Origin of the sequence: Lentzea kristufekii (assembly GCF_033949925.1) — a bacterium.
Classification (GTDB): Bacteria; Actinomycetota; Actinomycetes; order Mycobacteriales; family Pseudonocardiaceae; genus Lentzea; species Lentzea kristufekii.
Genome location: NZ_JAXAVV010000008.1, coordinates 295,799 through 319,456 on the forward strand (window position 1 = coordinate 295,799; position 23,658 = coordinate 319,456).

A 23,658-nucleotide genomic window follows, 5' to 3' on the forward strand; every position below is an offset into this window, starting at 1 on the left:
CATGCTCATCCCTGCCCTGGCCACCGCACTCGTGACGACCCTGGTCCCCGGCCACTACGACCAGCCCCAGGACGGCTTCGCGCACCAGTGGACGACGCTGCGCGAGTCGAACCCGTTCTGGGCCGGTCTCGACCCGGAGCCGGTCAACACGGCCCTGCGCCAGCTCCGCGACTTCACGAAACCCCAGGCCAACGGCAAGCCGCTGTACGCCGGGGCGGTCACGATGTACGTGCACGACGGCAAGATCGTCACGCACGACCGCACGGGCTACGCGGTCCTCTACAAGGACCAGCAGACCCAGCTGCCAGAAGCCGAACGCGTCCAGATGAAGAAGGACACGATCTTCGACTTCGCCTCCATCTCCAAGCTGTTCACGTCGATCGCGGTGATCCAGCAGGTCGAGCAGGGCCGGGTGAGCATCGACGAGAAGGTCGCCACCTACCTGCCCGAGTTCGGCGTGAACGGCAAGGAGAACATCACCGTCAAGCAGCTCCTCACCCACACGAGCGGCCTCGAACCGTTCATCCCGTTGTGGCAGAGGTACCCGGACATCCCGTCACGCCTCAAAGCCGTGATGGACGTGAAGCCGAAGTCCACGCCCGGCACCACGTACGTCTACTCCGACCTGAACCTGATCACGCTCGGCGAGCTGGTCTTCAAGGTCAGCGGCAAGAAGCTCGACCAGGCGGTGAGCGACGGCATCACCAAGCCGCTCAACATGAAGGACACCGGCTACAACCCGAAGGCCAAGGACCGCACGGCCGCGACGGAGTTCCAGTCGACACCGCCACGCGGCATCGTCCGCGGCGAGGTGCACGACGAGAACGCGTGGTCCTTCGGAGGAGTAGCAGGCCACGCCGGTGTGTTCGGCACGGCCAAAGACCTCGCCGTCCTCGGCCAGACGATCCTCAACGGCGGCACCTACCAAGGCCGCCGGATCCTCAGCGAGCACTCCGTCGAGCTGATGCTGACGAACTTCAACCAGCAGTTCCCGGACAACGCCCACGGCCTCGGCTTCGAGCTCGACCAACGCTGGTACATGGGTGCCCTGAGCGGCCAGGGAGCCGCGGGGCACACCGGCTACACCGGCACGTCATTCGTGATCGACAAGGCCTCGCGCTCGATCGCGATCCTGCTGACCAACCGCGTGCACCCGAGCCGTGACTGGGGCAGCGTCAACCCGGCCCGCCGCGCCGCCGCCGACGGCCTGGCCGGCGCTCTCGCCGTCAAGTCACACGGAAAGCAGTGGCGCGCAACGACTTCCGGCGGCACTCTCACCGCAGAGCGTCCGGTCGAGGTCTTCGTGGACGTCGACAAGGGCGACAAGCTGACCGTCCAGCACTGGAACGGCACGGACTGGCAGGACGCGCGCACCATCACGACGACCGGTCGCCGTTGGGTGTCAACGGAATCCGTGAAGACCAGGTTCGTCTACACCAAGGCGGGCCAGTACAACGGCCGCGGCGCCTACGTGCACGCACGCGGCGACGTCACGGCCGAAGGCTGGTCAGTGGCACGCCGCTAGAACCTGGGTGAACAGCGGGAGCGCCCGTGGGAACGCGGGCGCTCCGAAGCTCAGCACGATCCCCGTGCGGTCGTCGTCGCTCAGCTCGTGCCGGAACCACGAGAGAGGGCTGACCTCGATCCCGCGTTCACGCGCGGTCCGCACGATCTCCGCTTCGTGAGGCGTGTCGAGCACCGCGTGCATCCCGGCCGCGATGCCGGACACCGACGCGTACGGCGAGACAGCCTCCACCAGCCGGTCACGGCGCCGTTGGTACTTCAACCGCATCCGGCGCACGTGGCTGTCGTAAGCCCCGGACTCCAGGAAGTCCGCCAGCGTCAGCTGGTCGAGCATGCTGATGTGCTGTTCGCGATCGGTCTTCAACGCCAGCACGGGGTCCACGAACCGGTCCGGCAGCACCATCCACGCGATCCGCAGCGCCGGTGACAACGCCTTGCTGGACGTGCCCAGGTACACGACGTGCTCGGGATCGAGCCCCTGCACAGCGCCGACGGGCTGCCGGTCGTAGCGGAACTCCCCGTCGTAGTCGTCTTCCAGCACGAGGCCGTCCACGCGCCGTGCCCACTCCACGGCCGACGCACGCCGCCGTGGGTGCAACGGGCCGCCCAACGGGAACTGGTGCGCGGGAGTCAGCACACACGTCCGCAGGTCGTCCGGCAGTTGCTCGGTGTTCGCGCCGTGGTCGTCCACCGCCAACGGCACCGTCGAGGTCCACATTGACCGGTGGAAGCCCAGCCCGTACTCCTCGACGACGACCGGCGGTGTCAGCAGCCGGTCGAACATCTGCACCGCACCACCGAAACCCGAGCACACCACGATCCGCTCGGGATCGGCACGCACTCCCCGCGCCCGCGCCAGGTACTCGGCCAGCGCCGTCCGCAGTTCGATCCGGCCCTGCGGATCTCCCGGCCCGAACGCCTCCGAGGGCGCCGCCGTCAGCGCCCGCCGCGTCGAGCGGATCCACTCCGCGCGCGGGAACTCGGTGACGTCCGGCGTGGAGACCCTGAGGTCGAAGCGCACCTCGGCGTCCACGGTCCGGCGGGTGACCGGAGGAGGAGGCGCGACTCTTTGCGCGACAACGGTTCCCGACCCTTGACGCGCCGTCAGCCAGCCCTCCGCGACCAGTTCCGCATAGGCCTCGGCGACGGTGTTGCGCGCGATCCCGAGGTCGAGCGCGAGCGACCGCGAGGCCGGCAGGCGAGTGCCGGGTGGCAACCGCGCCGACCGGACCGCCTCCCGCAACGACGCCGTCAACCGGTGCCGCAGACCACCCGGCCCGGACAGGTCCAGGTGGAAGTCAAGATTGGCCCACGATTCCACGATCAGATTGCACCATGCCCAGGTCCAATCAGCGCCATAGGTTTTAGCCATGACGAACCGCATCGACCTCGCCAAGAAGGCACCGAAGGTCTACCGCGCCATGATCGCCCTCGACGCCGCCGCCCGTGAGGGTCTCGACGAGCAGCTCGCCGAGCTCGTGCGCATCCGCGCCTCCCAGCTCAACCACTGCGCCTACTGCCTCAACATGCACACGGTCGACGCCCGGAAGGGTGGTGAGTCCGAGGCCCGCATCTACCTGCTCAACGCGTGGGAGGAGGCCGGCGACCTCTACACCGAGAAGGAGCGGGCGGCGCTGCGGCTCACCGAGGCCATCACCGTCCTGAGCAGCCACGAGTACGTCAGCGACGAGGTCTACGAGCAGGCCGCGGAGCACTTCGGCGACGAGGAGCTCGCGCAGCTCATCGCGTTGATCTTCACCATCAACTCGTGGAACCGGATCGCCGTCTCCACCCGGAAGGTGCCTGACGTCCACTAGAACCTGCCGACAGAGTGACTTTCGGACACACTCCGTTGACCCTCGCAGTGGCGGTTAGTAAGTTTCCCACGTGTCCACTGAAAGCACTGCCGAGTCCAGTCCACTGGTGAAGATCCGGTCGTTGCTGCCCGGTCTCGCGCGCGCCGAGCAGCGCGTCGCGAAGGTGGTGCTGGAGAACCCGGGAACCGTCGCTCACCGCAGCATCACCGAGGTCGCCGAACAGGCGGGCACCAGTGAGACGACGGTGACGCGGTTCTGCAAGGCGATCGGCGTCGGTGGCTACCCGGAGCTGCGCATCGCGCTCGCCGCCGACACGGCCCGCAGCCAGGCCAGGGCCAACCACGACATGGGTGGCGACATCGGACCGGGCGACGACCTCAAGCAGGTCGTCGGCAAGGTCGCGTTCGCCGACGCCCGCGCCGTCGAGGAGACCGCGGAGCAGCTCGACATCGAGTCGCTCGACAAGGTCGTCCAAGCGGTCGCGGGCGCCCGCCGTGTGGACGTCTACGGCTTCGGCGCTTCGGCGTTCGTCGCGTTCGACCTGCAGCAGAAGCTGCACCGCATAGGGCTCACCTGCTTCGCGTGGAACGACACGCACATCGCGCTGACGTCGGCCGCCGTGCTGACCGGCGCGGACGTCGCCGTGGGCATCTCGCACACCGGCTCGACCGCGGAGACCGTCGAGGCCCTGCGCGTCGCCCGCGAGACCGGCGCCACCACCGTCGCGCTGACGAACTTCCCGCGCTCGCCCATCACCGAGATCGCCGACCACGTGCTGACCACGGCCGCACGCGAGACCACGTTCCGGTCCGGCGCGATGGCGAGCCGCATCGCCCAGCTCACGGTGATCGACTGCCTGTTCATCGGCGTCGCCCAGCACCACGTGGACACGGCGAAGACGGCGCTGGAGGCGACCTACGAAGCCGTGTCCGGCCATCGGCTCGGTGCCAGACCAGATGGCCGGCGACGGCCGCGGGAGACGACTAAATGATCTCCCCCCGGAACGGTGTGGTGGTGCACGTGGAATCTCCGACCGAGCAACGGAACCCCCGCACCACGGACATCGACCGGGTATCCACGATCGACGTGCTGCGCATGATCAACGAGGAGGACCGCACGGTCCCCGCCGCGGTCGCGCAGGCACTGCCGGAACTGGCCGTCGCCGTCGACCTCGGCGTCGCGGCGATCATGTCCGGCGGCCGGGTGCACTACGTCGGCGCGGGCACCTCAGGACGTCTGGCAACGCTGGACGCGGCTGAGCTCGTACCGACGTTCAACGCACCGGCGGACTGGTTCGTCGCCCACCACGCCGGCGGTTCGGAAGCCCTCGTCCGCGCCGTCGAAGAGGTGGAGGACCACTCGGGCGCCGCCCAGATCCGCCGCCACGCCACCGCGAAAGACCTGGTCGTGGGCGTGACGGCGTCCGGGCGCACGCCGTTCGTGATCGGCGCGCTGCAGGAGGCGCAAGCGCTTGGCGCCCACACCGTGCTGGTGTCGAACAACGCGTCCGTGCCGTTCACGCCCGACGTCCTCGTCGCGCTGAACACCGGCCCAGAAGCCATCGCCGGCTCCACGCGGATGAAGGCGGGATCGGCCCAGAAACTGGTCCTGACGTCGTTCTCCACGGCGGTGATGATCAAGCTCGGCCGCACCTACTCGAACCTGATGATCAGCATGCGCGCCACCAACGCGAAGTTGCGCGGCCGGACGATCCGGATCCTGCACGAGGCCACCGGGCAGCCGGAGAACGCGTGCGAGCGGGCGCTGGCGGACGCGGACGGCGACCTCAAGGTGGCGCTGGTCCACCTGCTGTCCGGCGCACCGACCGATCGTGCGGCCGCCGCTCTGGAGGACACCAAGGGCCATGTCCGCAACGCCCTGGACCGGCTAGCCGGCTGACACGACGTCCGGCCCGAACACCTCGTAGTGGATGTCGGTGACGCCCGCGGCGAGCAGCTGGGCCCGCATCGCGCGCAGGAACGGCACCGGCCCGCAGAGGTACGCGGTGGTGTTCGCGGGAACGGGAACGCCGCGGAGGTCGGCCAGCCCGGTCCGCCCGGCCGGCCACTCGCCGACGGGCAGCTCGTAGAAGACGTGCGCCTGCGCGTCCTCGATCTTGGCCACGAGCTGGGCGAGCTCGGCGCGGAACGGGTGGCTGAACTGGTCGCGGTCACCGTGCACCACGATGACCTGACGCGGTGAGCCGATGGCGGCGAGCTCGGCGAGCATCGAGATCATCGGCGTGCAGCCGATCCCCGCCGACGCGAACAGCACAGGGCCGTCACCGGGCCGCAGGGTCACGTCCCCGGCCGGACGGCTGAGCCTCAGCGTGCTGCCCACCGGCGCGCAGTCGTGCAGGTACCGGGACACCTCGCCGTCGCGCTTCACCGAGAACTGCAGTGCGTCGTCGGTCCGCCCGGACAGGCTGTACTGGCGGATCTGCCGGGCGCCGTCGGACAGCGGGACCTGCACCGACACGTACTGGCCGGGCGTGTTCAGCGGCACCGGGCCGGTGACCGGCCTGACGACGAACGTCACCACGTCCTCCGTCTCCTGGAACCGGGCGATCACCTTGTAGTCCTGCTGTCCCCTGGGCAGGAACCGCTCCAGTCCGATCAGCGTGTCGGCCATCAGCCAGTAGACCTCGCTCCAGGCCGCCGCGATCTCCGGCGTGACGTGCAGAACGTCGCCGACAGCGGCGAGCAGGTGCTCGTGCACGACCGCGTACTGCCCGGCCGTGACGCCGACCGAGACGTGCTTGTGCGCGATGCGGCGCAGCATCGCGTCGGGCTGCTGCCCCGCGAGCAGTCCGGACGCGAAGGCCGCGACCGAGCCGGCCAGCGCCCTGGCCTGCGTGCCGTCGGCCTGGTTGCCGCGGTTGAACAGGACCCGCAGCAGGACCGGGTGCTCGGCGAACAGGCGCTGGTAGAACAGCCGGCTGATCTCGCCGATGGCGGCCCCCACAGCGGGCAGCGTCGCCTCGACCAGCTCAGCGGACTTCGGGGACAGCATCGAAGGCTCCTCGGGTCAGCACCGGCCTGAGCACCGGAGCAGTGGTTGAGCGATGAGGTCCCCGACGGACAACGGATCCAAATGAGGCCCAGAGGCTATCCCGGTAGCACCGGACGCCACGGGATCGGTGTCGACAGCACCATCGCGCTGGACGTCTCCCCGTGCGCGGCCAGCCGGACCAGCAGCCGTTCCAGCTCGATGATGGACGTGGTGACGACCTTCACGACCGAGCAGATGTCTCCGGTCAGCCGGACGACCTCGACCACCTCGGGGAGGTCGTCGAGCAGCTCGGGGTGCACGGTGATGCACCGCGGGCCGTAGCACTTCATGCGCACCAACGCGACGACCGGACGCCCGACGACGGTGGGATCGACCACGGCGCGATAGCCGGTGATCGCGCCCATGTTCTCGAGCCGGCGGACCCGCTGGGCGACCGTCGGCGGTGAGACGTGGACCCGGCGGGCCAGCTCGTTGTACGACAGCCGCGCATCCTCTTGGAGCGCCTCCAACAGGGCCTTGTCCACCTCGTCCAACATGAACGCAAAGCTACTCGGCGATCTGTTTTGCGATCAGAAGAAGTTCGAGCCGAACGCCTTTCATCGCCCATTCAGGTGACGGGCCGTTCCGGCGACGATTGACCCATGAGCTGCCCCGTGTCCCCCAAGCTGGATTTCGGCGGCACCACGCCGTACGAGGACTACGTGCACGCGTCGGTGCTGCACACCCTTCAACAGCAGTGGTCCAAAGATCCCCGTGAGATGTCGTTCCTGGTCATCACGCAGGTGATGGAGCTGTACTTCGGCCTGCTCTGCTTCGAGTGGCGGCAGGCCCAGACCGAACTGCGCGCCGACGACCTCCGCGCGGCCGTGCGCACGCTGCGGCGTTCCGACCTGCACCTCCAGGCGCTGTCCGCGGCCTGGAGGCCGATCGCGCGCATGACGCCGACCGAGTTCAACTCGTTCCGCGACGCGCTCGGCGAGGGCTCCGGGTTCCAGTCGGGCATGTACCGCGAGATGGAGTTCCTGCTCGGCGAGAAGTCCAGGTCGATGCTCGTGCCGCACCGCGCCGTGCCCGCGATGCACGACCAGCTGGAGAAGTCGCTGGGCGAGCCGTCGCTCTACGACGACGTGCTGGCCGCGTTGCAGCGCAGGGGTTTCGACATCCCGCAGAGCGTGCTGGACCGCGACCTGACCAAGGCCTACGAGCCGTCGGCCGAGGTCGAGCAGGTGTGGGCGGCGATCTACCGCGGCAACGACCGCGACCTGCTGGAACTGGGCGAGGCGCTGACCGACATCGCCGAGGAGTTCGCCCGCTGGCGCTACGACCACCTGCTGGCGACCCGGCGTTCGATGGGCTCGAAGGTCGGCACCGGCGGCTCCGCTGGTGTCGCGTGGCTCGAGAAGCGCACCCAGCGAGCCGTGTTCCCCGAGCTGTGGACCGCGAGGAGTTACGTGTGAGGCGCGAGCTGTTCGACGTTCCCGAAGGGATCATCTACCTCGACGGCAACTCGCTCGGCGCACCTCCGAAGCACGTGGCCGAACGCGTGCAGGAGGTCGTGAAGCACCAGTGGGGCACACGGCTGATCAGGTCGTGGAGCGAAGGCTGGTGGGAGGCGCCGCAACGGATCGGCGACCGGATCGGCCGGCTGATCGGGGCGGCTCCCGGTCAGGTGGTGGTGGGCGACTCGACGTCGGTCAACGTCTACAAGGCGTTGATGGGCGCGGTGAAGGGCACCGAACGCACCGAGATCGTGTGCGACGAGTCGACGTTCCCGACCGACGGCTACATCGCGCAGTCGGTGGCTTCGCTGACGGGGCTGAAGATCCGTGCCGCACATCCGTCCTCTTTGGACCTGAGCGAGGACACCGCCGTGGTGCTGCTCAACCAGGTCGACTACCGGACCGGTGCGCTGCACGACATGAAGGCGCTCACCGAGCAGGCCCATGCCGTCGGCGCGCAGGTGGTCTGGGACCTCTGCCACAGCGCCGGCGTGCTGCCCATCGAGCTGGACGCCCTCGGAGTCGACTTCGCGGTCGGCTGCACCTACAAGTTCCTCAACGGCGGACCGGGCTCGCCGGCGTTCATCTACGTGCCGAAGCACCGGCAGGCGACGTTCGAGAACCCGCTGTCGGGCTGGAACGGCCACCGCGAGCCGTTCGGCATGAAGCCGTCCTACGAGCCCGATCCCGGCATCATGCGCGCACGGGTCGGCACGCCGGACATCCTGTCCATGCTCGCGCTCGACGCGTCGCTGGACGTGTGGGACGACGTCGACCTGGCCGAGCTGAGGCAGCGCGGCCTGGCGCTGACCGCGTTGTTCCGCGAGCACGTCGAGAAGCTCACGAGCCTCGAAGTGATCACGCCGGAGCGGCGGGGCAACCAGATCTCGGTGCGCTGCCCGGACGCCAAGGCCGTGATGGACGAGCTGATCGCGCGCGGAGTCATCGGCGACCACCGGCCGCCGGACATCCTCCGCTTCGGCTTCGCCCCGCTCTACGTGACCGACGAGGACGCCGTCAGGGCCGCCGAGGTCCTGGCGGACATCACCCGGTGAGTGCGGCGTCCGCGATGCTCTTCGCCTCGCGGGCGCCCGCCTCCAGCGCCGAGCAGACGAACAGGATCCACTGGGCGAGGCCCTCCAGGGACCCCGACGCGAACGCCACGGACGCGGCCTCGTACTCCGCCGAACGACGCAGGCACGCCACCTCCGGCACGCCGAGGCCCTTCGGGTCCAGGCCGGTGGAGATCGACGTCATCCGCGCGGCCGCACGGGCGACCACCCCGTTGGCGACGTCGAACGGCGCCAGCCCGAGCAGTTCGCCGTGCACCACCGCGACGACGATCGGCGCCGGCACGGACGTGCCGCCGGTGACCAGCGAGCCGAGCATGTCGAGCCGCTGCGACACGTCCTCGGAGACGCGAGGCCGTCCGACGTCGGTCGTGAGGTCGGCGGCGGCGAGAACGTGCAACCGCGCGAGGGCCTGCAACGGCGCGCGCTGCCACGTGGCGACGAGCCCGCCCAGCGCCTCCGCGATCCGCAGAGACCCCGCCAGCACGGGGTCGGAGACCTCGCCGGACTCCGGGATCTCGGTCGGACCGCCTTCCAGAGCCGCCGACGCACGGGCCGCGCGAACGGACGCTTCCGCCGCCGTCGTGGCCCAGCCGCGCAGGTTCACCCGATGGCGGTGGACCTGGAAGACGGCGTCCTTGGCGGCGTTCGCGGCGTCTGCCACGCCGGGCAAGGAAAGCAGCGGTGCGAGAGGATCGGTCACGGTCGCGCAGAGTACCTGACCAGGTGAAACGGGTGACCCAGCTCACTGGCTCAACCGTTGAGCGCGCAACTGCGCCCGTTCAACGCGCCACACGTGCCTGGACCAGACAAAACGGGTTACACAATGACAGCCGTGTAACCGACCTCCCCAGATTGGTCTGAACCTTTTTGGGGAGGAACCTGTTGGAAGTGAACTGGCTCGCACTACGGTCAGTACCCGCATCCCCAACCGGTCTGGACTTTCCAGGAGGTCTCGCACCATGACGCAGTCGCCAGGCCAGGGCAACGCTCTGGACAACCTGCTCACGGAGAGCAGGACGTTCCCGCCTTCCGACGAGTTCGCAGCACAGGCGAACGCACAGCCCGCGCTGTACGAGGAGGCGAAGGCCGACCGCGAGGCGTTCTGGGCGAAGCAGGCGGAACGGCTGCACTGGGAAACCAAGTGGGACCAGGTGCTCGACTGGTCGGACGCCCCCTTCGCCAAGTGGTTCGTCGGCGGCAAGCTCAACGTCGCCTACAACTGCGTGGACCGCCACGTCGAGTCGGGTCACGGCGACCAGGTCGCCATCCACTGGGAGGGCGAGCCCGGCGACTCCCGCGCCATCACCTACGCCGAGCTGCAGCGCGAGGTCTCCAAGGCCGCGAACGCGTTGACCTCGCTGGGGATCGGCGCCGAGGACCGCGTCGCGATCTACATGCCGATGGTCCCCGAGGCGATCTTCGCGATGCTGGCGTGCGCCCGCGTCGGCGCGATGCACAGCGTCGTGTTCGGCGGGTTCTCCGCCGAGGCGCTGCGCACCCGCATCGAGGACTCCGCGTGCCGCCTCGTGATCACGACCGACGGCCAGTACCGCCGCGGCAACCCGGCTCCGCTCAAGCCCGCCGTGGACGAGGCCGTCGCCGGCGCGCCGTCCGTGGAGAAGGTCATCGTCGTCAAGCGCACCGACACCGAGGTCGCGTGGACGGACAAGGACGTGTGGTGGCACGAGCTGGTGGACTCGCAGTCCGACCAGCACACCCCCGAGGCGTTCGACTCGGAGCACCCGCTCTTCATCCTCTACACCTCGGGCACCACGGGTAAGCCGAAGGGCATCCTGCACACGTCCGGCGGCTACCTCACGCAGGCGTCGTACACGCACAACTACGTGTTCGACCTCAAGCCGGACACCGACGTGTACTGGTGCACCGCGGACATCGGCTGGGTCACCGGCCACAGCTACATCGTCTACGGCCCGCTGTCGAACCGCGTGACGCAGGTCGTCTACGAAGGCACGCCGAACACCCCGCACGAGGGCCGCCACTGGGAGATCGTGCAGAAGTACGGCGTCTCGATCTACTACACGGCGCCGACGCTGATCCGCACCTTCATGAAGTGGGGCGCGGACATCCCGGCCAAGTACGACCTCAGCTCGTTGCGCGTGCTGGGTTCGGTCGGCGAGCCGATCAACCCCGAGGCGTGGATCTGGTACCGCGAGAACGTCGGCGGCGGCAAGGCCCCGATCGTCGACACGTGGTGGCAGACCGAGACCGGCGCGATCATGATCTCGCCGCTGCCCGGTGTCATCTCGACCAAGCCCGGCTCGGCGCAGCGCCCGCTGCCCGGCATCGGCGCGAAGGTGGTCAACGACGAGGGCGTCGAGGTCGAGCACGGCGGCGGTGGCTACCTCGTGCTGGACGAGCCGTGGCCGTCGATGCTGCGCGGCATCTGGGGCGACGAGGAGCGCTACCGCGACACGTACTGGTCGCGCTTCGGCGAGCAGGGCTTCTACTTCGCCGGTGACGGCGCCAAGTACGACGCCGACGGCGACATCTGGCTGCTCGGCCGCGTCGACGACGTGATGAACGTGTCCGGTCACCGCATCTCGACCACCGAGGTCGAGTCGGCGCTCGTGTCGCACCCGACCGTGGCCGAGGCCGCCGTCGTCGGCGCGTCCGACGACACGACCGGCCAGGGCATCGTGGCATTCGTGATCCTCCGCGGTGGCGCGGGTGCGGACGCCGGTGGCGCGGAGGCGATCAAGGCGCTGCGCGACCACGTGGCCAAGGAGATCGGCCCGATCGCGAAGCCGCGGCAGATCATGGTCGTGCCGGAGCTGCCGAAGACGCGTTCGGGCAAGATCATGCGCCGCCTGCTGCGCGACGTGGCGGAGAACCGCACGGTCGGCGACGTGACGACGCTGGCCGACTCGTCGGTCATGGACCTGATCTCGGCGGGTCTGCAGTCGGGCAAGGCCGAGGACTGATCTGCTCCAAACGTGACGGGCGTCCTCTGAGGAGGGCGCCCGTTCGCGTTAAGATCGCGGAAAGTGCTGTGTCGCCACAGCACTCGGTGAGCCGGGAAGTCTGGTCGGCACGAGTATTCGTGTACCTGCTGATCCGCCCTGGGAGCCGTTTTGTCGCGCAAGAAGGCCGCAGTCGCCGAGTTCGCCCGCTACCTCCGCACGGAAACCGTCGGCGGCATGGTGCTGCTCGGAGCCACGGCCATAGCGCTGATCTGGGCCAATTCACCGCTGTCCCCCGCCTACTTCGGGCTGCGGGACCTCCACCTGGGACCGCTGTCGGTCGGTGACTGGGCGAAGGACGGCCTGCTCGCGATCTTCTTCTTCGTCGCCGGGCTCGAGCTGAAGCGCGAGCTCGTCGTCGGGGAGCTGTCGAACTTCAAGGCCGCCGTTCTGCCCATCGTCGCGGCGATCGGCGGGATGATCGTGCCCGCGCTGGTCGCGCTGGCGATCGGCTGGGGAGAGCCGGGGATCGAGAAGGCGTGGGCGATTCCCGTCGCGACGGACATCGCGTTCGCGCTCGGAGTGCTGGCGCTGACGGCATCGGGGCTGCCGTCGAGTCTGCGGGTGTTCCTGCTGTCGTTGGCCGTTGTGGACGACCTGGGCGCGATCATCGTGATCGCGATCCTGTTCACGGCGAAGTTCAACCTGCTCGCCGCGGGTGCGGTCGTGCTGCTGCTGGCGCTGTACTGGTTCCTGCAGCACAAGAGGATCACCAGCCCCTGGATCTACGTGCCGATCGCGCTGGCGACGTGGTGGTTCATGCACGAGTCGGGCATCCACGCCACGATCGCGGGCGTCGCGCTGGCGTTGCTGACGCGGGTGCGGCGCGACCCGTACGAGCAGGAGGCGCCGGCGGTGCGGCTGGAGCACCGGCTGCAGCCGTGGTCGGCCGGGGTGGCCGTGCCGGTGTTCGCGCTGTTCGCGGCGGGTGTGCCGGTGGGCGCGGAGGCGTTGGGGAAGCTCTTCGAGGACAAGATCGCGATCGGCGTGATGGCAGGGCTGATCGTCGGCAAGGTGGTCGGCATCGTGGGGGCCTCGGCGCTCGCGGTGTGGTTCAAGGCGGCGGTGTGGCCGTCCGGCGCGGGGCCGCGGGACGTCATCGCGGTGGCCGTGCTCGGCGGCGTCGGGTTCACGGTCAGTCTCCTGATCGCGGACCTCTCACTCGACGAGCCGGAGACCGCGAAGGCCGCTGTGTTGATCGCCTCGATGATCGCGTCGCTGCTCGCCGCGGTGTTGCTCATTCGTCGCAGCCGGGCTCATGGCACCATGTCCGAGTGACCACCAGGGAGCACATCGCGTCGATTCCGCTGACCGCAGACGACCCGACGGCCGAGGCGTCGATCGGCGGTCTTGTCCGTGATGCGACGGCCCACGTGTCGACTTTGGTCAGAGCAGAGGTCGAGCTCGCCAAGGGCGAGATCACGGCCGAGATCAAGAAGGGCGTGAAGGGCAGCGTCTTCTTCATCGTCGCCCTGACGATCCTCTGCTTCAGCCTGTTCTTCCTGTTCATGGCGCTCGGCTTCGGTTTCGCGCACTGGTTCGGCTGGCCCACTTGGGCGGGCTTCGGGCTCGTGTTCCTCGTGATGCTGCTGTCCGCCGTCGCCTTCGCCTTCCTCGGCTACCGCAAGGTCAAGAAGATCAGGGCGCCGGAGAAGTCGATCGCGGCCGCGAAGGACACCGTCGCGGCCCTCACGCGCAGGGGCGACGACAACTGAGCCGCAAACCCGACCCGTCCGTTGTGCGGGTCGCGGGTCCGTGGACGCACCGCGACGTCTCGGCCAACGGCATCCGCCTGCACGTCGCCGAACTCGGCGACGGCCCGCTCGTGCTGCTGCTGCACGGGTTCCCCGAGTTCTGGTGGGCGTGGCGGCACCAGCTGACCGCACTGGCCGAGGCCGGCTATCGCGCCGTGGCCGTGGACCTGCGCGGCTACGGCGACTCGGACAAACCTCCGCGCGGCTACGACGGTTTCACCCTCGCGGGTGACATCGCGGGACTGGTCAAGGCGCTCGGTGCCCCGCGCGCGCACCTCGTGGGTCACGCGTGGGGCGGCGCCACGGCGTGGACGGTCGGCGCCATGCACCCGCGCGTGGTCTCGTCGATCTCCGTGCTGTCCGCACCGCACCCCCTGGTGACGCGCCGGACGTTCCGCAGGCATCCCCGGACGAACTCGCACGTGCTGCGCTTCCAGCTGCCGATCCACCCGGAACGCTGGCTGACCGCCGAGAACGGGCTGCAGGTCGCCAAGCTGCTGTCCGCGTGGTCCGGCCCGAAGTGGCGGTCGGCGCCCGAGTTCGACGAGGTCATCCGCCGCTGCCGGCAGGCCATGACGGTGCCGGGCGTGGCCCACAGCGCGTTGGAGTACTACCGCTGGGCGGTGCGCTCGCAGCTGCGCAGCGACGGCCGCCGGTTCGCCGAGGCCGTCGACAAGCCGGTGCAGGTGCCGGTGCTGCAGATCCACGGCGCGCTGGACCCGATCGTCCTGGAGTCCTCCGCGCGCGACTCGCTGCCGTGGCTCGGGCCCGAGTCGGAGTTCCGCTACCTGCCGGAGGTGGGGCACTTCCCGAACCAGGAGGCACCCCACACCACGAGCAGGCTGATCACCGAGTTCCTGCAGAAGCTGAGCTGAACGCGGTCGCGAGTTCCGCGGCCGGGTCGTCCGGCAGGTCCACCGACCGCCATGCGACGTAGCCGTCGGGCCTGACCAGCGACGCCCCCTTGGCCGACAGCCCGAACACGTCCAGCCGCTCGACTCGTTCGTACCGGACGGCCAGGCCCACCGCGGCCTCCTCCCACTGCGGGTGGTCGGCGACGAGCACCCAGCCGCGCCCGAACAGGTCCACAGTGGACCTGCCCGGCTCGATCCACGCGTGCGGTGCCCTGGTGCCCGGCTGGCCGTTCCACTGCTCGGGGAGCTGGGCAGGCGGGAGCTCCGGGCCCGCGCCGAGCACCGCGTCCGAGCGGTACAGGACGCCGAAGTGCATGGCGTTGTTGTCGTACAGCGGCGCGTCGTCCGGCTCTCCGTCGCGGTTGTGGCCGTCGTTGCGCGCGAAGATCTGCTGGTGGCAGAGGGTCGCGACCGGACGCCGTTCCGCGTCGTAGGTGTCCAGGAGGGACGGTCGCGACTCGCCGTTCAGCACCGCGGCGATCTTCCACGCGAGGTTGTGCGCGTCCTCGATGCCGACGTTCGCCCCGAACCCGCCGCGGCTCGGCGGCAACGTGTGCGCGGCGTCGCCCGCCAGGAAGATCCGGCCCTGGGAGAACCGGTCGGCGACGGCCGCGCTGATCGTCCAGCGACCGGTGGTGATGATCTCGACGTCGAGGTCGTCGCGGCCGATGGCCTCGAAGATCTTCTGCCGCAGCTCGGGCTCGTCGTACTCGCGGTCGTCGAGCATCAGGACCCAGCGGCCGTCGCCGTAGGTGGTCAGGAAGCCCACGCCGTCGATGACGAACTGGCCGATCCCGTCCTTCAGGTACTCCTGCAGCGGCGCGCGGAACAGCACGCTGCGGGAGGTGTGCATGTACCCGCGTCCGGTGCGGCCGATGCCGAGCTGTTCACGGATCGGGCTGCGGTGGCCGTCGGCCGCGATCAGGTAGTCGGCGCGGATCTCGTACGGCTCGCCGTCGCCCTGGACGATCGCGGTGACGCCCTCGTCGTCCTGCGTGAACTCCAGCATCCTGGTGCTCATGCGGATGTCCGCGCCGAGTTCGCGGGCCTTGTCACGCAGGATCGGCTCCATCCGGTCCTGCGCCACACCGACGCCCGCGGCCGGCGAGTGCTCGACGTCGGAGAGCTCGGCCGGCGGTGACCAGAACGTCTCGTCGAACTTCTTCCCGACCAGGCTCTCGGCCCTGACCCGCCGGACGCCGAAGCCCTTCGCCATCCTGCTCGGCGGCAGCTCGTCCTCCAGCCCGACCGCCCGCAGCAACTCGCCCACCCGAGCGTTGAAACCGACCGCTCGCGGGTGCGCCGAACTGCCCGGATGCTTCTCCACCAACGTCACGGGCACCCCGCGCCACGCGAGGAACAACGCGGCCGACGTTCCCGCCAGGCCTCCCCCGACCACCAACACCGAAGTCTTCACGACATCCCCTCTCGATACGCTGTATCGCTCAATACACTGTATCGCGATGAGACGCTGTATTGTCCAGCCCGATGTCGAACGAACCCGTGTGGGACCGCCCAGAGCCGCCCAGCAAGCCCTCACCGACCCCGTTGAGCAGGGAACTGATCGTGAACGCCGCGATCAGGCTCGCCGACGAGGGCGGGCTCGACGACGTGTCGTTCCGCAAGGTGGCCGCCGCGCTGAACGCGGGCCCGATGCGCCTGTACGGCTACGTCGAGACCAAGGACGAGCTGCTGGACCTGATGGTCGACGAGGTCTACGGCGAGATCACGCCGCCACCGGCGAAGTCGGGCTGGCGCTCCGGGCTGAAGCACGTCGCGCACGAGATGCGGGACGCGGCGAAGCGGCACGAGTGGTTCATCGACCTGCTCAGCGGCCGCCCGCACCAGGGCCCGCACTCGCTCGCGCACATCGAGTCGACACTCGCCACGGTCCGGCTCGCGGACATCGACCAGGTGCTCGGCGTGGTCAGCGCCGTGATGGCCTACGTGTTCGGCGCGGTCCGCAGCGAGATCACGGAGCTGCGCGCCGAACGAGCCACCGGCATGACCGAGGAGCAGTGGCAGCGGGCGTCCGGCCCGTACATGGCACGGATGCTCGCCACCGGCCGCTTCCCGCTGCTGGGCAGGGTCATGCACGAGTCCACCGACCGCGACCACGCCGAGGTCTTCGACACCGGTCTCGACTACGTCCTGGACGGCATCGCCGTCCGGCATGGTCTCTAGTAGAGCGTCGCGGCTTAGCTGTGCTGCGTTGAGTCGCGCACGGGGCTGGGCGGCCTGGTCGGTCGTTACCGAAGCCCGGATGGTCGCGCGCTCACGCACGTCGCCGCCGAGTTGGCGGCAGAAAACTGCCGGCGCAAACGTTTGCTGATCACCCCAACTACCGCCAACCGCGCAGGTGACAGCCATGAGAGCGCGATCTTCATGATCGAAAATCAGCAACCTGCCGCCATCGCTATCCCAAGAGATAGCCGCGACGCTCTACTAGTGGTGTGGCCCAGAAAGTTGCCGGGCGAATTCGCGGTCAGACGGGCGCATCGCGGCGCCGCCCCCACGTCCTCGTACTGGTTGTACGGGGGCGTGGGGGCGGCGTCGTGAGGTGTCCTGCTGAGCGTGAATTACCCAGCCGACGTTCTGGGCCACGCCACTAGCTGGCGCAGCCCTGGGTCGAGGCGCGCTTGGTCAGCGTCGGCGCCTTCTGCACCATCGCCTGCACCTGCTGGGCGGTGAGCACGAAGCCCGTCTCCGGGTCGTCGACCGCGGCGCCGAAGACCACGCCCATCACCCGGCCGTTCGGGTCGACCAGCGGGCCGCCGGAGTTGCCGGAGCGGACCTCGGCACGAACCGTGTAGACGTCGCGCGTGACCGTCTGGGCGTCGTAGATGTCCGGGCCGCGCAGCAGCGGGATCCGCTCCCGCACACGGGCCGGCGAGGCCTTGTACGGACCGTCGAGCGGGTAGCCGAGCACGATGCCGTCCTCGCCCGGCTGGACCTCGTCCGAGCGGAACTGCAGCGGCGTGGCCTCCAGGTCCGGCACCGCGAGCACGGCGATGTCCGTGCGCGGGTCGTAGGAGACGACCGTCGCGTCGAACTGGCCGCGACCGACCTCGACCGTCACCTCGTTCGTGCCGGCGACCACGTGCGCGTTGGTCATGACGCGTTCCGGCGCGATGACGAAGCCGGTGCCCTCCAGCGCACGGGAGCACGACGGCGCACGGCCGCGGACCTTGAGCACGGACGCCTTCAGCCTGCCCGCCACCGGCGAGCTCGCCAGCTGGTTGTCCGGCGGTTCGACGTCCTTGAGCGGCGTGCGGTTGAACGGGTCCATCGCCTGCGGGAAGCCCGAGACGTCGAAGAGCTTCTGCAGGTCGCCGGACAGCACGCGGGCGGCCTGCGGCATGGTCTGGTCGACCTTGCCGAGGATCACCGACTGCTTGAGCGACGAGGTGAGGTCCGGCAGGCCGACGACCGAGGTCAGCGGCAGCGCGATCATCCAGGCCACGATGAAGACGACGAAGCCCTGCACGATCGCGCCCAGCGCGTTGTCCGCGCCGCGCAACGGCGACGCGTTGACCCGCGCCTTGATCGTCCGGCCGATGTAGACGCCGATCGTCTCGCCCAGCGCCACGAGCAGCACGACGATGCCGACCGCGAACACGACCTTGGTGACGACGTTCTCGAACTGGGAGACCAGCAGCGGTGCGATCTGTGTGCCGAGGATCAGGCCGACGAGCACGCCGACGAAAGCGGGCAGCGCGACGACCATGCCTTGCCTGGCCCCGGAGACCGCGGCGATCGCGGCAAGGCCCAGCACGAGCAGGTCAACCCAGTTCAACCCGAAACCTCCGCCTCACTGTGTAGCGCGCAACGCTAGTTCAAGGTCACGCACATCGGTCGCATCCCACGGCTGTTCCCAGCCGCCGAGTGCGATCAGGCCGTTGATCAACCCCGCGGTGAAACCCCACACCAGCATGCCCGGCGCGGAGAAGGCCGCTCCGACGTAACCCGCGGGGTGACGCACCCGGAACCTGTTGGCAGGATCGGCGAGGTGCGCGACCGGCACCCGCGCGACCGCGGCGGTCTCCGCCGGGTCGACAGGTGCGACGGGGCTCGGCTGTTCCCAGTAGGCGAGCACGGGCGTGACCACGAACCCGGACACCGGCACGTACAGCTCCGGCAGCGTCGCCAGTGGTCTCACTCCTGACTCAAGTACACCTGTCTCCTCGTAAGCCTCGCGTAATGCCGTGCCCACCGGCCCGTCGTCGATCTCGTCGGACGCACCGCCGGGGAACGCGACCTGGCCGGGATGCGAGCCCAGCGTGTCCGAACGGCGCAGCAGCAGCACGTCCGGCCCGTGCTCCTCGGACTCGCCGAACAGCATGAGCACGGCCGCCTTGCGCACGCCCTGCTCCGGCGCCCGCGGGACCCGCATGAACGTCTGCGCGTCGATCTCCTCGGTGGCCTTGGCCAGGCGCTGCATCCAGTCGGGTGGCTCTGTCGCCTCCGTCATCGAACCGCCTTCTCCACCTGTTCCGGAGCCTTGAAGTACGGCGGATCGGTGATCTGCCGGACCTGACCGTCCGCTGCTACGTAATACGTGGCGGGAAGCGTCATCGGCGCCTTGAATTGCTTGCGCAGCTGATCCGCCTCGTCGTGGACCGAGGGCAGCCGCACGCCGAGCCGGGCGAGCAACTCCAGGCCGTCCGCCTCCCTGCTCTCCACGAGAACTGGGACGACCGGGACGGCACCTGGTTGCTTCGCGTACGTGTCCAGCACCGGCAGCTCCTCCTGGCACGGCTGGCACCAGGTCGCCCAAAAGTTGATCAGGAGCGGGCCTTTGAGCGCGAGGGCCGTCCGAGTGCCGTCGCCCAGGCACGTCACGCCGACGCCGCCCTCCGCCCCCGGCACGCACGGCCGGAGCTGGGCCTGCGCGCGCAACGCGGCCATGTCCTGGGTGGGGCGGGTGGACGTGGGCTGCGGCCCCGGCGCTTCGTCACGGGGCCACAACGCCACGACACCCGCCACACCGAGGACGAGCACCACGACGAGCCAGCGCGTGCGGTTGTTCACGCTCCTAGCTTCTCACCGGCCCGTACCCGCTCGGCGAGCTCGATCAGGTGTGGCTTCTCGTCGCCCTTCACGAGCTTGGCCGCCTTGTCCGGGTCTTCCGGACCGAGGCCGTACGACGGGCAGTCGTTCATCAGCAGGCAGGCGCCGCACGCCGGCGTTTTGGCGTGGCAGACGCGGCGGCCGTGGAAGACGATCCAGTGCGAGGCCATCGTCCAGTCGCGCTTCTCGATCAGCTCGCCGATGGCGTGCTCGACCTTGACCGCGTCCTCCAGGTCGGTCCAGCCCCAGCGGCGCACGAGACGCCCGAAGTGGGTGTCGACTGTGAGCCCGGGCACATCGAACGCGTTGCCGAGAACCACGTTGGCCGTCTTGCGTCCTACACCAGGGAGCTTGACCAGCTCCTCCATGTTGCCCGGCACCACACCGTCGTGCTGCTCCACAAGAGCGGCACCGAGACCCAGCAGAGACGTCGCCTTGTTCCGGAAGAAACCGGTGGGGCGGAGCATCTCTTCGAGTTCCGCCCGGTCGGCACCGGCGTAGTCGGCGGCCGTCGGGTACTTCGCGAAGAGCGCGGGAGTGACCTCGTTGACCTTCTTGTCGGTGCACTGCGCGGACAGGATGACCGCCACGACGAGCTCGAGCGGAGTGGTGAAGTCCAGCTCGCAGTGCGCGTCCGGGTATCCCTGGGCCAGCACGCGCACCATCCGGTGGGCCCTGCGGGTCAGGCCGAGTTTGGTTTCCGGTTTCTTGGTTGCGGGCACTGATCCAGAGTAGTCAACACGCCGGAACCCACCCCTAGATCCGCACTCGAATCCCTCATGCGCCACACTTCGGAGCATCATGACTGCCTGGCTTGTGATCGTCGTTCCGATCGTGATCATGTTCTTCGCGCTCTTCATGGAGCGCGTCGAAGCGAAGCTCCGGCACGTTGCCGTGCAGGAGAACGAGGTCGAGGAGTTCCTGGAGTCCGCCAGGCCTGAAGAGGTCAAGGCGCTCTACGGACACGGCATCGGTCGCGCCCTTGACATGTTCCGGCTCCGTCGCCGTGGCCGCGGGGGTGCGCGCAAGCGCGTCCGTTAGGACCCAGGGCCCTGCGTTGACCGGCACCCGAATGGCGTAGACTGGTTCGTTGGGCTCTGGATCGAGTCAGTCTTGTTCTGCCTAGTAAGACGGCGAGCCGAGCGGCGATCCACAAGAGAGCCCTTAGACTGCAACGCAGTGATCGGCGGCACGGCGCTGACTCCACCAAAGATGGTGGTAGGCGTGCCGTCGCGTCGATTAGGAGGGACGAGGTGGACGAGACCCTGGCGCGAGCGGGCATCTTCCAGGGGGTGGACCCGGCGGCCGCAGAGGCGCTGGCGACGACCCTGGAAACGGTGGAGTTCCCGCGTGGCCATGTGATCTTCGCGGAGGGTGAGCCGGGCGATCGCCTGTACATCATCCAGTCCGGCAAGGTGAAGATCGGCCGCAAGTCGCCGGACGGCCGCGAGAACCTGTTGGGGATCTTCGGGCCCTCCGACATGTTCGGCGAACTGTCCATTTTCGATCCCGGCCCCCGCACGTCGACTGCGACGACGGTGACCGAGGTGCGCGCGGTGTCCATGGACCGCCCCGCGCTCCGTCAGTGGATCACCAACCGGCCGGAGATCGCCGAGCAGCTGCTGAGGGCCCTGGCCCGCAGGCTGCGCAGGACGAACTCGATGCTGGCCGACCTGATCTTCACGGACGTGCCCGGCCGCGTCGCCAAGGCGTTGCTGCAGCTCGCACAGCGCTTCGGCTCGCAGGAGGCCGGCCTGCTCCGCGTCACGCACGACTTGACGCAGGAGGAGATCGCGCAGTTCGTCGGCGCGTCCCGCGAGACCGTGAACAAGGCCCTGGCCGACTTCGCGCACCGCGGCTGGCTACGACTCGAAGGCAAGAGCGTGCTGATCCTGGACCCGGAGCGCCTGGCGCGCCGAGCCCGCTAATTCAGAACGCAAAGCACCAACGCAGCGGAGCCCCGGGCACTCGACGGGGCTCCGTTGCGTTGAGGCCCGAGCAAGCGACCGACCTCGGGCTCAGCACGGCAGGCATCCCGAGCCCGCAACAGAGCTCCAGCCAGCACGGCAGGCATCCCGAGTCCGCAACAGAGCTCCAGCCAGCACGGCAGGCTTCCCGAGTCCGCAACAGAGCTCCAGCCAGCACGGCAGGCATCCCGAGCCCGCAACAGAGCTCCAGCCAGCACGGCAGGCATCCCGAGTCCGCGGCAACACTCCGACCGACACGGCAAGCATCGCGAGTCCGCGGCGGCGCTCCGACCGGGCGAGGAGTTTCGCGAGTTCGCGCTGGTCATCCGTTCGCCTCTTCGTCTCGATTCGGCGAAGCCCAATCGGGGCGAAGCGGCGGACGGATGACCAGCTTCCCGGCGAACTCGCCGCCGCGCCGGAGGCGCGGCCAACAAGCACAGCAAACACAAAGGACCGGGCGCCACCCCCGACGTGGCGCACCGGTCCTTTGTGTTCGCGCGGCCCATCCCCCGACGAACCACGCCTTCCATCCTCTGGCGCGCAGGCCCCGACCCTCTGGCCAGAGGTTGGTCTCGGTCGGCGAGTCAACTTTCGCACGTCGACACCCCGACCGCTCAAGCCCTTTCACCCTCAAGGACCTCGTGTGTGGCCGATTCGTTGCATGTTTCACCCGGTCATCCCATTCCTGTGACCCAATCGCAACCACCGTGACCCTGCGCACCCGATCTGGTACATCCGTACCAACTTTGGCATACTGGTACACATGTCCCACTCCGCCCGTCTCTCCGACTACCGCGCTGCCCTGACGACCCCCGGCATGCGCGGCCCCGTGGTCGCGTCTCTGCTCGCCCGCCTGCCCATCGCGATGGTCGGGCTCTCGCTGCTGCTCTACGTCGAGCGCGCGACGGGATCGTTCGCGGTCGCCGGCCTGGTCTCGGCAGCGGCGCTGACGGGTGTGGCACTCGGTTCCGTCGTCCAGGGCCGGCTGATGGACCGCTTCGGCCCCACCCGCCCCCTGCTCTGGGTGACCGGGATGTTCGCCGTCTTCGTCACCGTCTCCGTGCTCGCCGTCGAGGCGGCCGCGTCGGTGTTCGTGCTGGTCCCGCTGGCCCTCGGCGTCGGCGCGACCGAGCCGATGGTGGGCTCGGCGTCGCGTGCGCTGTGGGAGCGGATGGTTCCTGCCGGCCCGACGCGGATGGCGGGTTACGCCTACGAGGCGATCAGCATGGAGGTCTTCTTCATCCTCGGACCGGGTCTCGCCGGTCTGCTGCTGGCCGCGCCGTGGGCGGGCACCGGTGTCGTCGTCGGCGCCGTGCTGATGGTCGTCGGCGCGCTGTGGTTCGCGTTCAACCCCGTCGTGCGCGCCTGGGGCCCCGTCAAGCAGGCACCGCGCCCGTTGCTCGGCGCGTTCGCCTACCCCGGTATGCGCACGGTGGCGCTGGCCGCGCTGGGCTTCGGTGTGACCATCGGCTTCGTCGAGGTGGCCGTGCCGGCGTTCGCGAAGGCCGCGGGTCACGCCTCGATGGGTGGTCTGATGCTGTCGCTGTGGTCGATCAGCTCGGTGGTCTTCGGCGTGCTCTACGGCATGCGCCCGTGGCCGCGCCCGATGCACCTGCGCCTGCCGGTGCTGCTGGGCGGCTTCGCGCTGCTGACGTTCCTGCTCTCGATCCCGGCGACGCTGATCGGTCTCGGGATCGCGCTGTTCCTGGTCGGCACGCTGATCACGCCTCAGTCGACCGCGCACTCCGCGGCGATCGAGCAGGTCACGCCGAACGGCATGGCCGCAGAGGCGTTCGGCTGGGTGATCACCTCGGTGACCGTCGGCCTCGCCATCGGGCAGGGCCTGTCCGGCCAGCTGATCGAGCACTTCGGCACCCGGCCGGCGTTCGTCGCGGCGGGTGTCGCCGGCCTGCTGATCGCGCTGGCGGTCTGGCTGCTGCGCGCCACCGTGCAGCGCGGCGTGCCCGCGGAGGTGCCGGCCCGCTCCGACATGGAACTCGCCTCGCGCTGATCGGTACTCGGAAGGCCGGCCCGGATCGGGCCGGCC

General features: G+C 69.2%; 23 protein-coding genes. 14 read left to right on the plus strand and 9 right to left on the minus strand.

Translation table 11 applies throughout. The features are described 5' to 3' along the window. Nucleotide 1: 1 nt before the first annotated feature. Entirely contained in the window at nucleotides 2-1,525 is a 1,524-nt protein-coding gene (locus tag SK571_RS18785; protein WP_319985362.1) for a serine hydrolase domain-containing protein, read from the plus strand. Here the strand turns inward: SK571_RS18785 and pdxR are convergent. Next, complete coding sequence (gene pdxR / locus SK571_RS18790; protein WP_319985363.1) at nucleotides 1,508-2,845, minus strand: MocR-like pyridoxine biosynthesis transcription factor PdxR; 1,338 nt, start codon at nucleotides 2,843-2,845, stop codon at nucleotides 1,508-1,510. The two genes, SK571_RS18785 and pdxR, sit on opposite strands and share 18 nt — an antisense overlap. Nucleotides 2,846-2,894: 49 nt before the next feature. Here pdxR and SK571_RS18795 point away from each other — a divergent pair, with 49 nt between their 5' ends. From SK571_RS18795 to SK571_RS18805, 3 genes are all read left to right on the plus strand, one after another. Continuing rightward, the gene (locus SK571_RS18795; protein WP_319985364.1) at nucleotides 2,895-3,341 is read left to right on the plus strand and encodes a carboxymuconolactone decarboxylase family protein; all 447 of its coding nucleotides are present in this window, start codon (nucleotides 2,895-2,897) and stop codon (nucleotides 3,339-3,341) included. A gap of 70 nt (nucleotides 3,342-3,411) precedes the next feature. Continuing rightward, nucleotides 3,412-4,332 (plus strand): MurR/RpiR family transcriptional regulator, encoded by a 921-nt coding sequence (locus SK571_RS18800; RefSeq protein WP_319985365.1) that lies wholly within the window; start codon nucleotides 3,412-3,414, stop codon nucleotides 4,330-4,332. Then, the gene (locus tag SK571_RS18805) at nucleotides 4,329-5,240 is read left to right on the plus strand and encodes an N-acetylmuramic acid 6-phosphate etherase (protein WP_319985366.1); all 912 of its coding nucleotides are present in this window, start codon (nucleotides 4,329-4,331) and stop codon (nucleotides 5,238-5,240) included. Before SK571_RS18800 ends, SK571_RS18805 begins: the two co-directional genes overlap by 4 nt. Here SK571_RS18805 and SK571_RS18810 read toward each other — a convergent pair. Beyond that, nucleotides 5,229-6,353 (minus strand): globin domain-containing protein, encoded by a 1,125-nt coding sequence (locus SK571_RS18810; protein ID WP_319985367.1) that lies wholly within the window; start codon nucleotides 6,351-6,353, stop codon nucleotides 5,229-5,231. The genes SK571_RS18805 and SK571_RS18810 overlap by 12 nt on opposite strands. Before the next feature lie 95 nt (nucleotides 6,354-6,448). Next, on the minus strand, nucleotides 6,449-6,889 hold the full coding sequence (locus SK571_RS18815; protein ID WP_229905139.1) for an Lrp/AsnC family transcriptional regulator: 441 nt from the start codon (nucleotides 6,887-6,889) through the stop codon (nucleotides 6,449-6,451). A gap of 105 nt (nucleotides 6,890-6,994) precedes the next feature. Here SK571_RS18815 and SK571_RS18820 point away from each other — a divergent pair, with 105 nt between their 5' ends. Both SK571_RS18820 and kynU read left to right on the plus strand, forming a co-directional pair. After that, nucleotides 6,995-7,810 carry a tryptophan 2,3-dioxygenase gene (locus SK571_RS18820; RefSeq protein ID WP_319985368.1) on the plus strand — a complete coding sequence of 272 codons (816 nt, stop codon included), beginning with the start codon at nucleotides 6,995-6,997 and terminating at the stop codon, nucleotides 7,808-7,810. Continuing rightward, on the plus strand, nucleotides 7,807-8,907 hold the full coding sequence (gene kynU, locus SK571_RS18825; protein WP_319985369.1) for a kynureninase: 1,101 nt from the start codon (nucleotides 7,807-7,809) through the stop codon (nucleotides 8,905-8,907). Before SK571_RS18820 ends, kynU begins: the two co-directional genes overlap by 4 nt. On the opposite strand, the gene SK571_RS18830 is transcribed toward kynU, so the two are convergent. Next, nucleotides 8,897-9,625: an oxidoreductase gene (locus tag SK571_RS18830; protein ID WP_319985370.1), complete on the minus strand. Its 729-nt coding sequence runs from the start codon at nucleotides 9,623-9,625 to the stop codon at nucleotides 8,897-8,899. The genes kynU and SK571_RS18830 overlap by 11 nt on opposite strands. Nucleotides 9,626-9,884: 259 nt before the next feature. Between SK571_RS18830 and acs the strand changes: the two genes are divergently transcribed. From acs to SK571_RS18850, 4 genes are all read left to right on the plus strand, one after another. Beyond that, complete coding sequence (gene acs / locus SK571_RS18835; protein WP_319985371.1) at nucleotides 9,885-11,867, plus strand: acetate--CoA ligase; 1,983 nt, start codon at nucleotides 9,885-9,887, stop codon at nucleotides 11,865-11,867. A 150-nt stretch (nucleotides 11,868-12,017) separates the two neighbouring features. Next, entirely contained in the window at nucleotides 12,018-13,184 is a 1,167-nt protein-coding gene (gene nhaA / locus SK571_RS18840) for a Na+/H+ antiporter NhaA (protein ID WP_319985372.1), read from the plus strand. Further along, a complete protein-coding gene (locus SK571_RS18845; protein WP_319985373.1) occupies nucleotides 13,181-13,621 on the plus strand; it encodes a phage holin family protein in 441 nt (146 codons plus the stop codon). Before nhaA ends, SK571_RS18845 begins: the two co-directional genes overlap by 4 nt. Continuing rightward, nucleotides 13,618-14,535 (plus strand): alpha/beta fold hydrolase, encoded by a 918-nt coding sequence (locus SK571_RS18850; RefSeq protein WP_319985448.1) that lies wholly within the window; start codon nucleotides 13,618-13,620, stop codon nucleotides 14,533-14,535. Before SK571_RS18845 ends, SK571_RS18850 begins: the two co-directional genes overlap by 4 nt. Here the strand turns inward: SK571_RS18850 and SK571_RS18855 are convergent. Continuing rightward, nucleotides 14,507-15,991, minus strand: coding sequence for an FAD-dependent oxidoreductase (locus SK571_RS18855; protein ID WP_319985374.1), 1,485 nt, complete (start codon nucleotides 15,989-15,991; stop codon nucleotides 14,507-14,509). The genes SK571_RS18850 and SK571_RS18855 overlap by 29 nt on opposite strands. Nucleotides 15,992-16,062: 71 nt before the next feature. Between SK571_RS18855 and SK571_RS18860 the strand changes: the two genes are divergently transcribed. Beyond that, entirely contained in the window at nucleotides 16,063-16,758 is a 696-nt protein-coding gene (locus tag SK571_RS18860; RefSeq protein WP_319985375.1) for a TetR/AcrR family transcriptional regulator, read from the plus strand. A 424-nt stretch (nucleotides 16,759-17,182) separates the two neighbouring features. Here SK571_RS18860 and SK571_RS18865 read toward each other — a convergent pair whose 3' ends face one another. From SK571_RS18865 to nth, 4 genes are read right to left on the minus strand one after another with little or no spacing between them, the layout of a single operon-like run. Further along, the gene (locus SK571_RS18865) at nucleotides 17,183-18,370 is read right to left on the minus strand and encodes a MarP family serine protease (protein ID WP_319985376.1); all 1,188 of its coding nucleotides are present in this window, start codon (nucleotides 18,368-18,370) and stop codon (nucleotides 17,183-17,185) included. A gap of 15 nt (nucleotides 18,371-18,385) precedes the next feature. Beyond that, nucleotides 18,386-19,045: an NUDIX hydrolase gene (locus tag SK571_RS18870; RefSeq protein WP_319985377.1), complete on the minus strand. Its 660-nt coding sequence runs from the start codon at nucleotides 19,043-19,045 to the stop codon at nucleotides 18,386-18,388. After that, on the minus strand, nucleotides 19,042-19,605 hold the full coding sequence (locus SK571_RS18875) for a TlpA family protein disulfide reductase (RefSeq protein ID WP_319985378.1): 564 nt from the start codon (nucleotides 19,603-19,605) through the stop codon (nucleotides 19,042-19,044). Before SK571_RS18875 ends, SK571_RS18870 begins: the two co-directional genes overlap by 4 nt. After that, on the minus strand, nucleotides 19,602-20,366 hold the full coding sequence (nth, locus tag SK571_RS18880; RefSeq protein ID WP_319985379.1) for an endonuclease III: 765 nt from the start codon (nucleotides 20,364-20,366) through the stop codon (nucleotides 19,602-19,604). The genes SK571_RS18875 and nth overlap by 4 nt, the downstream gene beginning before the upstream one ends. A 79-nt stretch (nucleotides 20,367-20,445) precedes the next feature. On the opposite strand from nth, the gene SK571_RS18885 reads away from it, so the two are divergent. The 3 genes from SK571_RS18885 (at nucleotide 20,446) to SK571_RS18895 (ending at nucleotide 23,622) form a co-directional block, all read left to right on the plus strand. Then, nucleotides 20,446-20,685, plus strand: coding sequence for a hypothetical protein (locus SK571_RS18885; protein WP_030477588.1), 240 nt, complete (start codon nucleotides 20,446-20,448; stop codon nucleotides 20,683-20,685). A gap of 212 nt (nucleotides 20,686-20,897) precedes the next feature. Further along, the gene (locus tag SK571_RS18890; protein ID WP_030477589.1) at nucleotides 20,898-21,572 is read left to right on the plus strand and encodes a Crp/Fnr family transcriptional regulator; all 675 of its coding nucleotides are present in this window, start codon (nucleotides 20,898-20,900) and stop codon (nucleotides 21,570-21,572) included. 802 nt (nucleotides 21,573-22,374) lie between these two features. Next, nucleotides 22,375-23,622 (plus strand): MFS transporter, encoded by a 1,248-nt coding sequence (locus SK571_RS18895; RefSeq protein ID WP_319985380.1) that lies wholly within the window; start codon nucleotides 22,375-22,377, stop codon nucleotides 23,620-23,622. Nucleotides 23,623-23,658 lie beyond the last annotated feature (36 nt).

Coding starts and splice junctions, on each gene's coding strand:
- SK571_RS18785 (WP_319985362.1), top strand. CDS start 2: ATGCTCATCCCTGCCCTGGCCACCGCACTCGTGACGACCCTGGTCCCC.
- SK571_RS18795 (WP_319985364.1), top strand. CDS start 2,895: ATGACGAACCGCATCGACCTCGCCAAGAAGGCACCGAAGGTCTACCGC.
- SK571_RS18805 (WP_319985366.1), top strand. CDS start 4,329: ATGATCTCCCCCCGGAACGGTGTGGTGGTGCACGTGGAATCTCCGACC.
- SK571_RS18810 (WP_319985367.1), bottom strand. CDS start 6,353: ATGCTGTCCCCGAAGTCCGCTGAGCTGGTCGAGGCGACGCTGCCCGCT.
- SK571_RS18815 (WP_229905139.1), bottom strand. CDS start 6,889: ATGTTGGACGAGGTGGACAAGGCCCTGTTGGAGGCGCTCCAAGAGGAT.
- SK571_RS18820 (WP_319985368.1), top strand. CDS start 6,995: ATGAGCTGCCCCGTGTCCCCCAAGCTGGATTTCGGCGGCACCACGCCG.
- acs (WP_319985371.1), top strand. CDS start 9,885: ATGACGCAGTCGCCAGGCCAGGGCAACGCTCTGGACAACCTGCTCACG.
- SK571_RS18860 (WP_319985375.1), top strand. CDS start 16,063: ATGTCGAACGAACCCGTGTGGGACCGCCCAGAGCCGCCCAGCAAGCCC.
- SK571_RS18870 (WP_319985377.1), bottom strand. CDS start 19,045: ATGACGGAGGCGACAGAGCCACCCGACTGGATGCAGCGCCTGGCCAAG.
- SK571_RS18885 (WP_030477588.1), top strand. CDS start 20,446: ATGACTGCCTGGCTTGTGATCGTCGTTCCGATCGTGATCATGTTCTTC.
- SK571_RS18895 (WP_319985380.1), top strand. CDS start 22,375: ATGTCCCACTCCGCCCGTCTCTCCGACTACCGCGCTGCCCTGACGACC.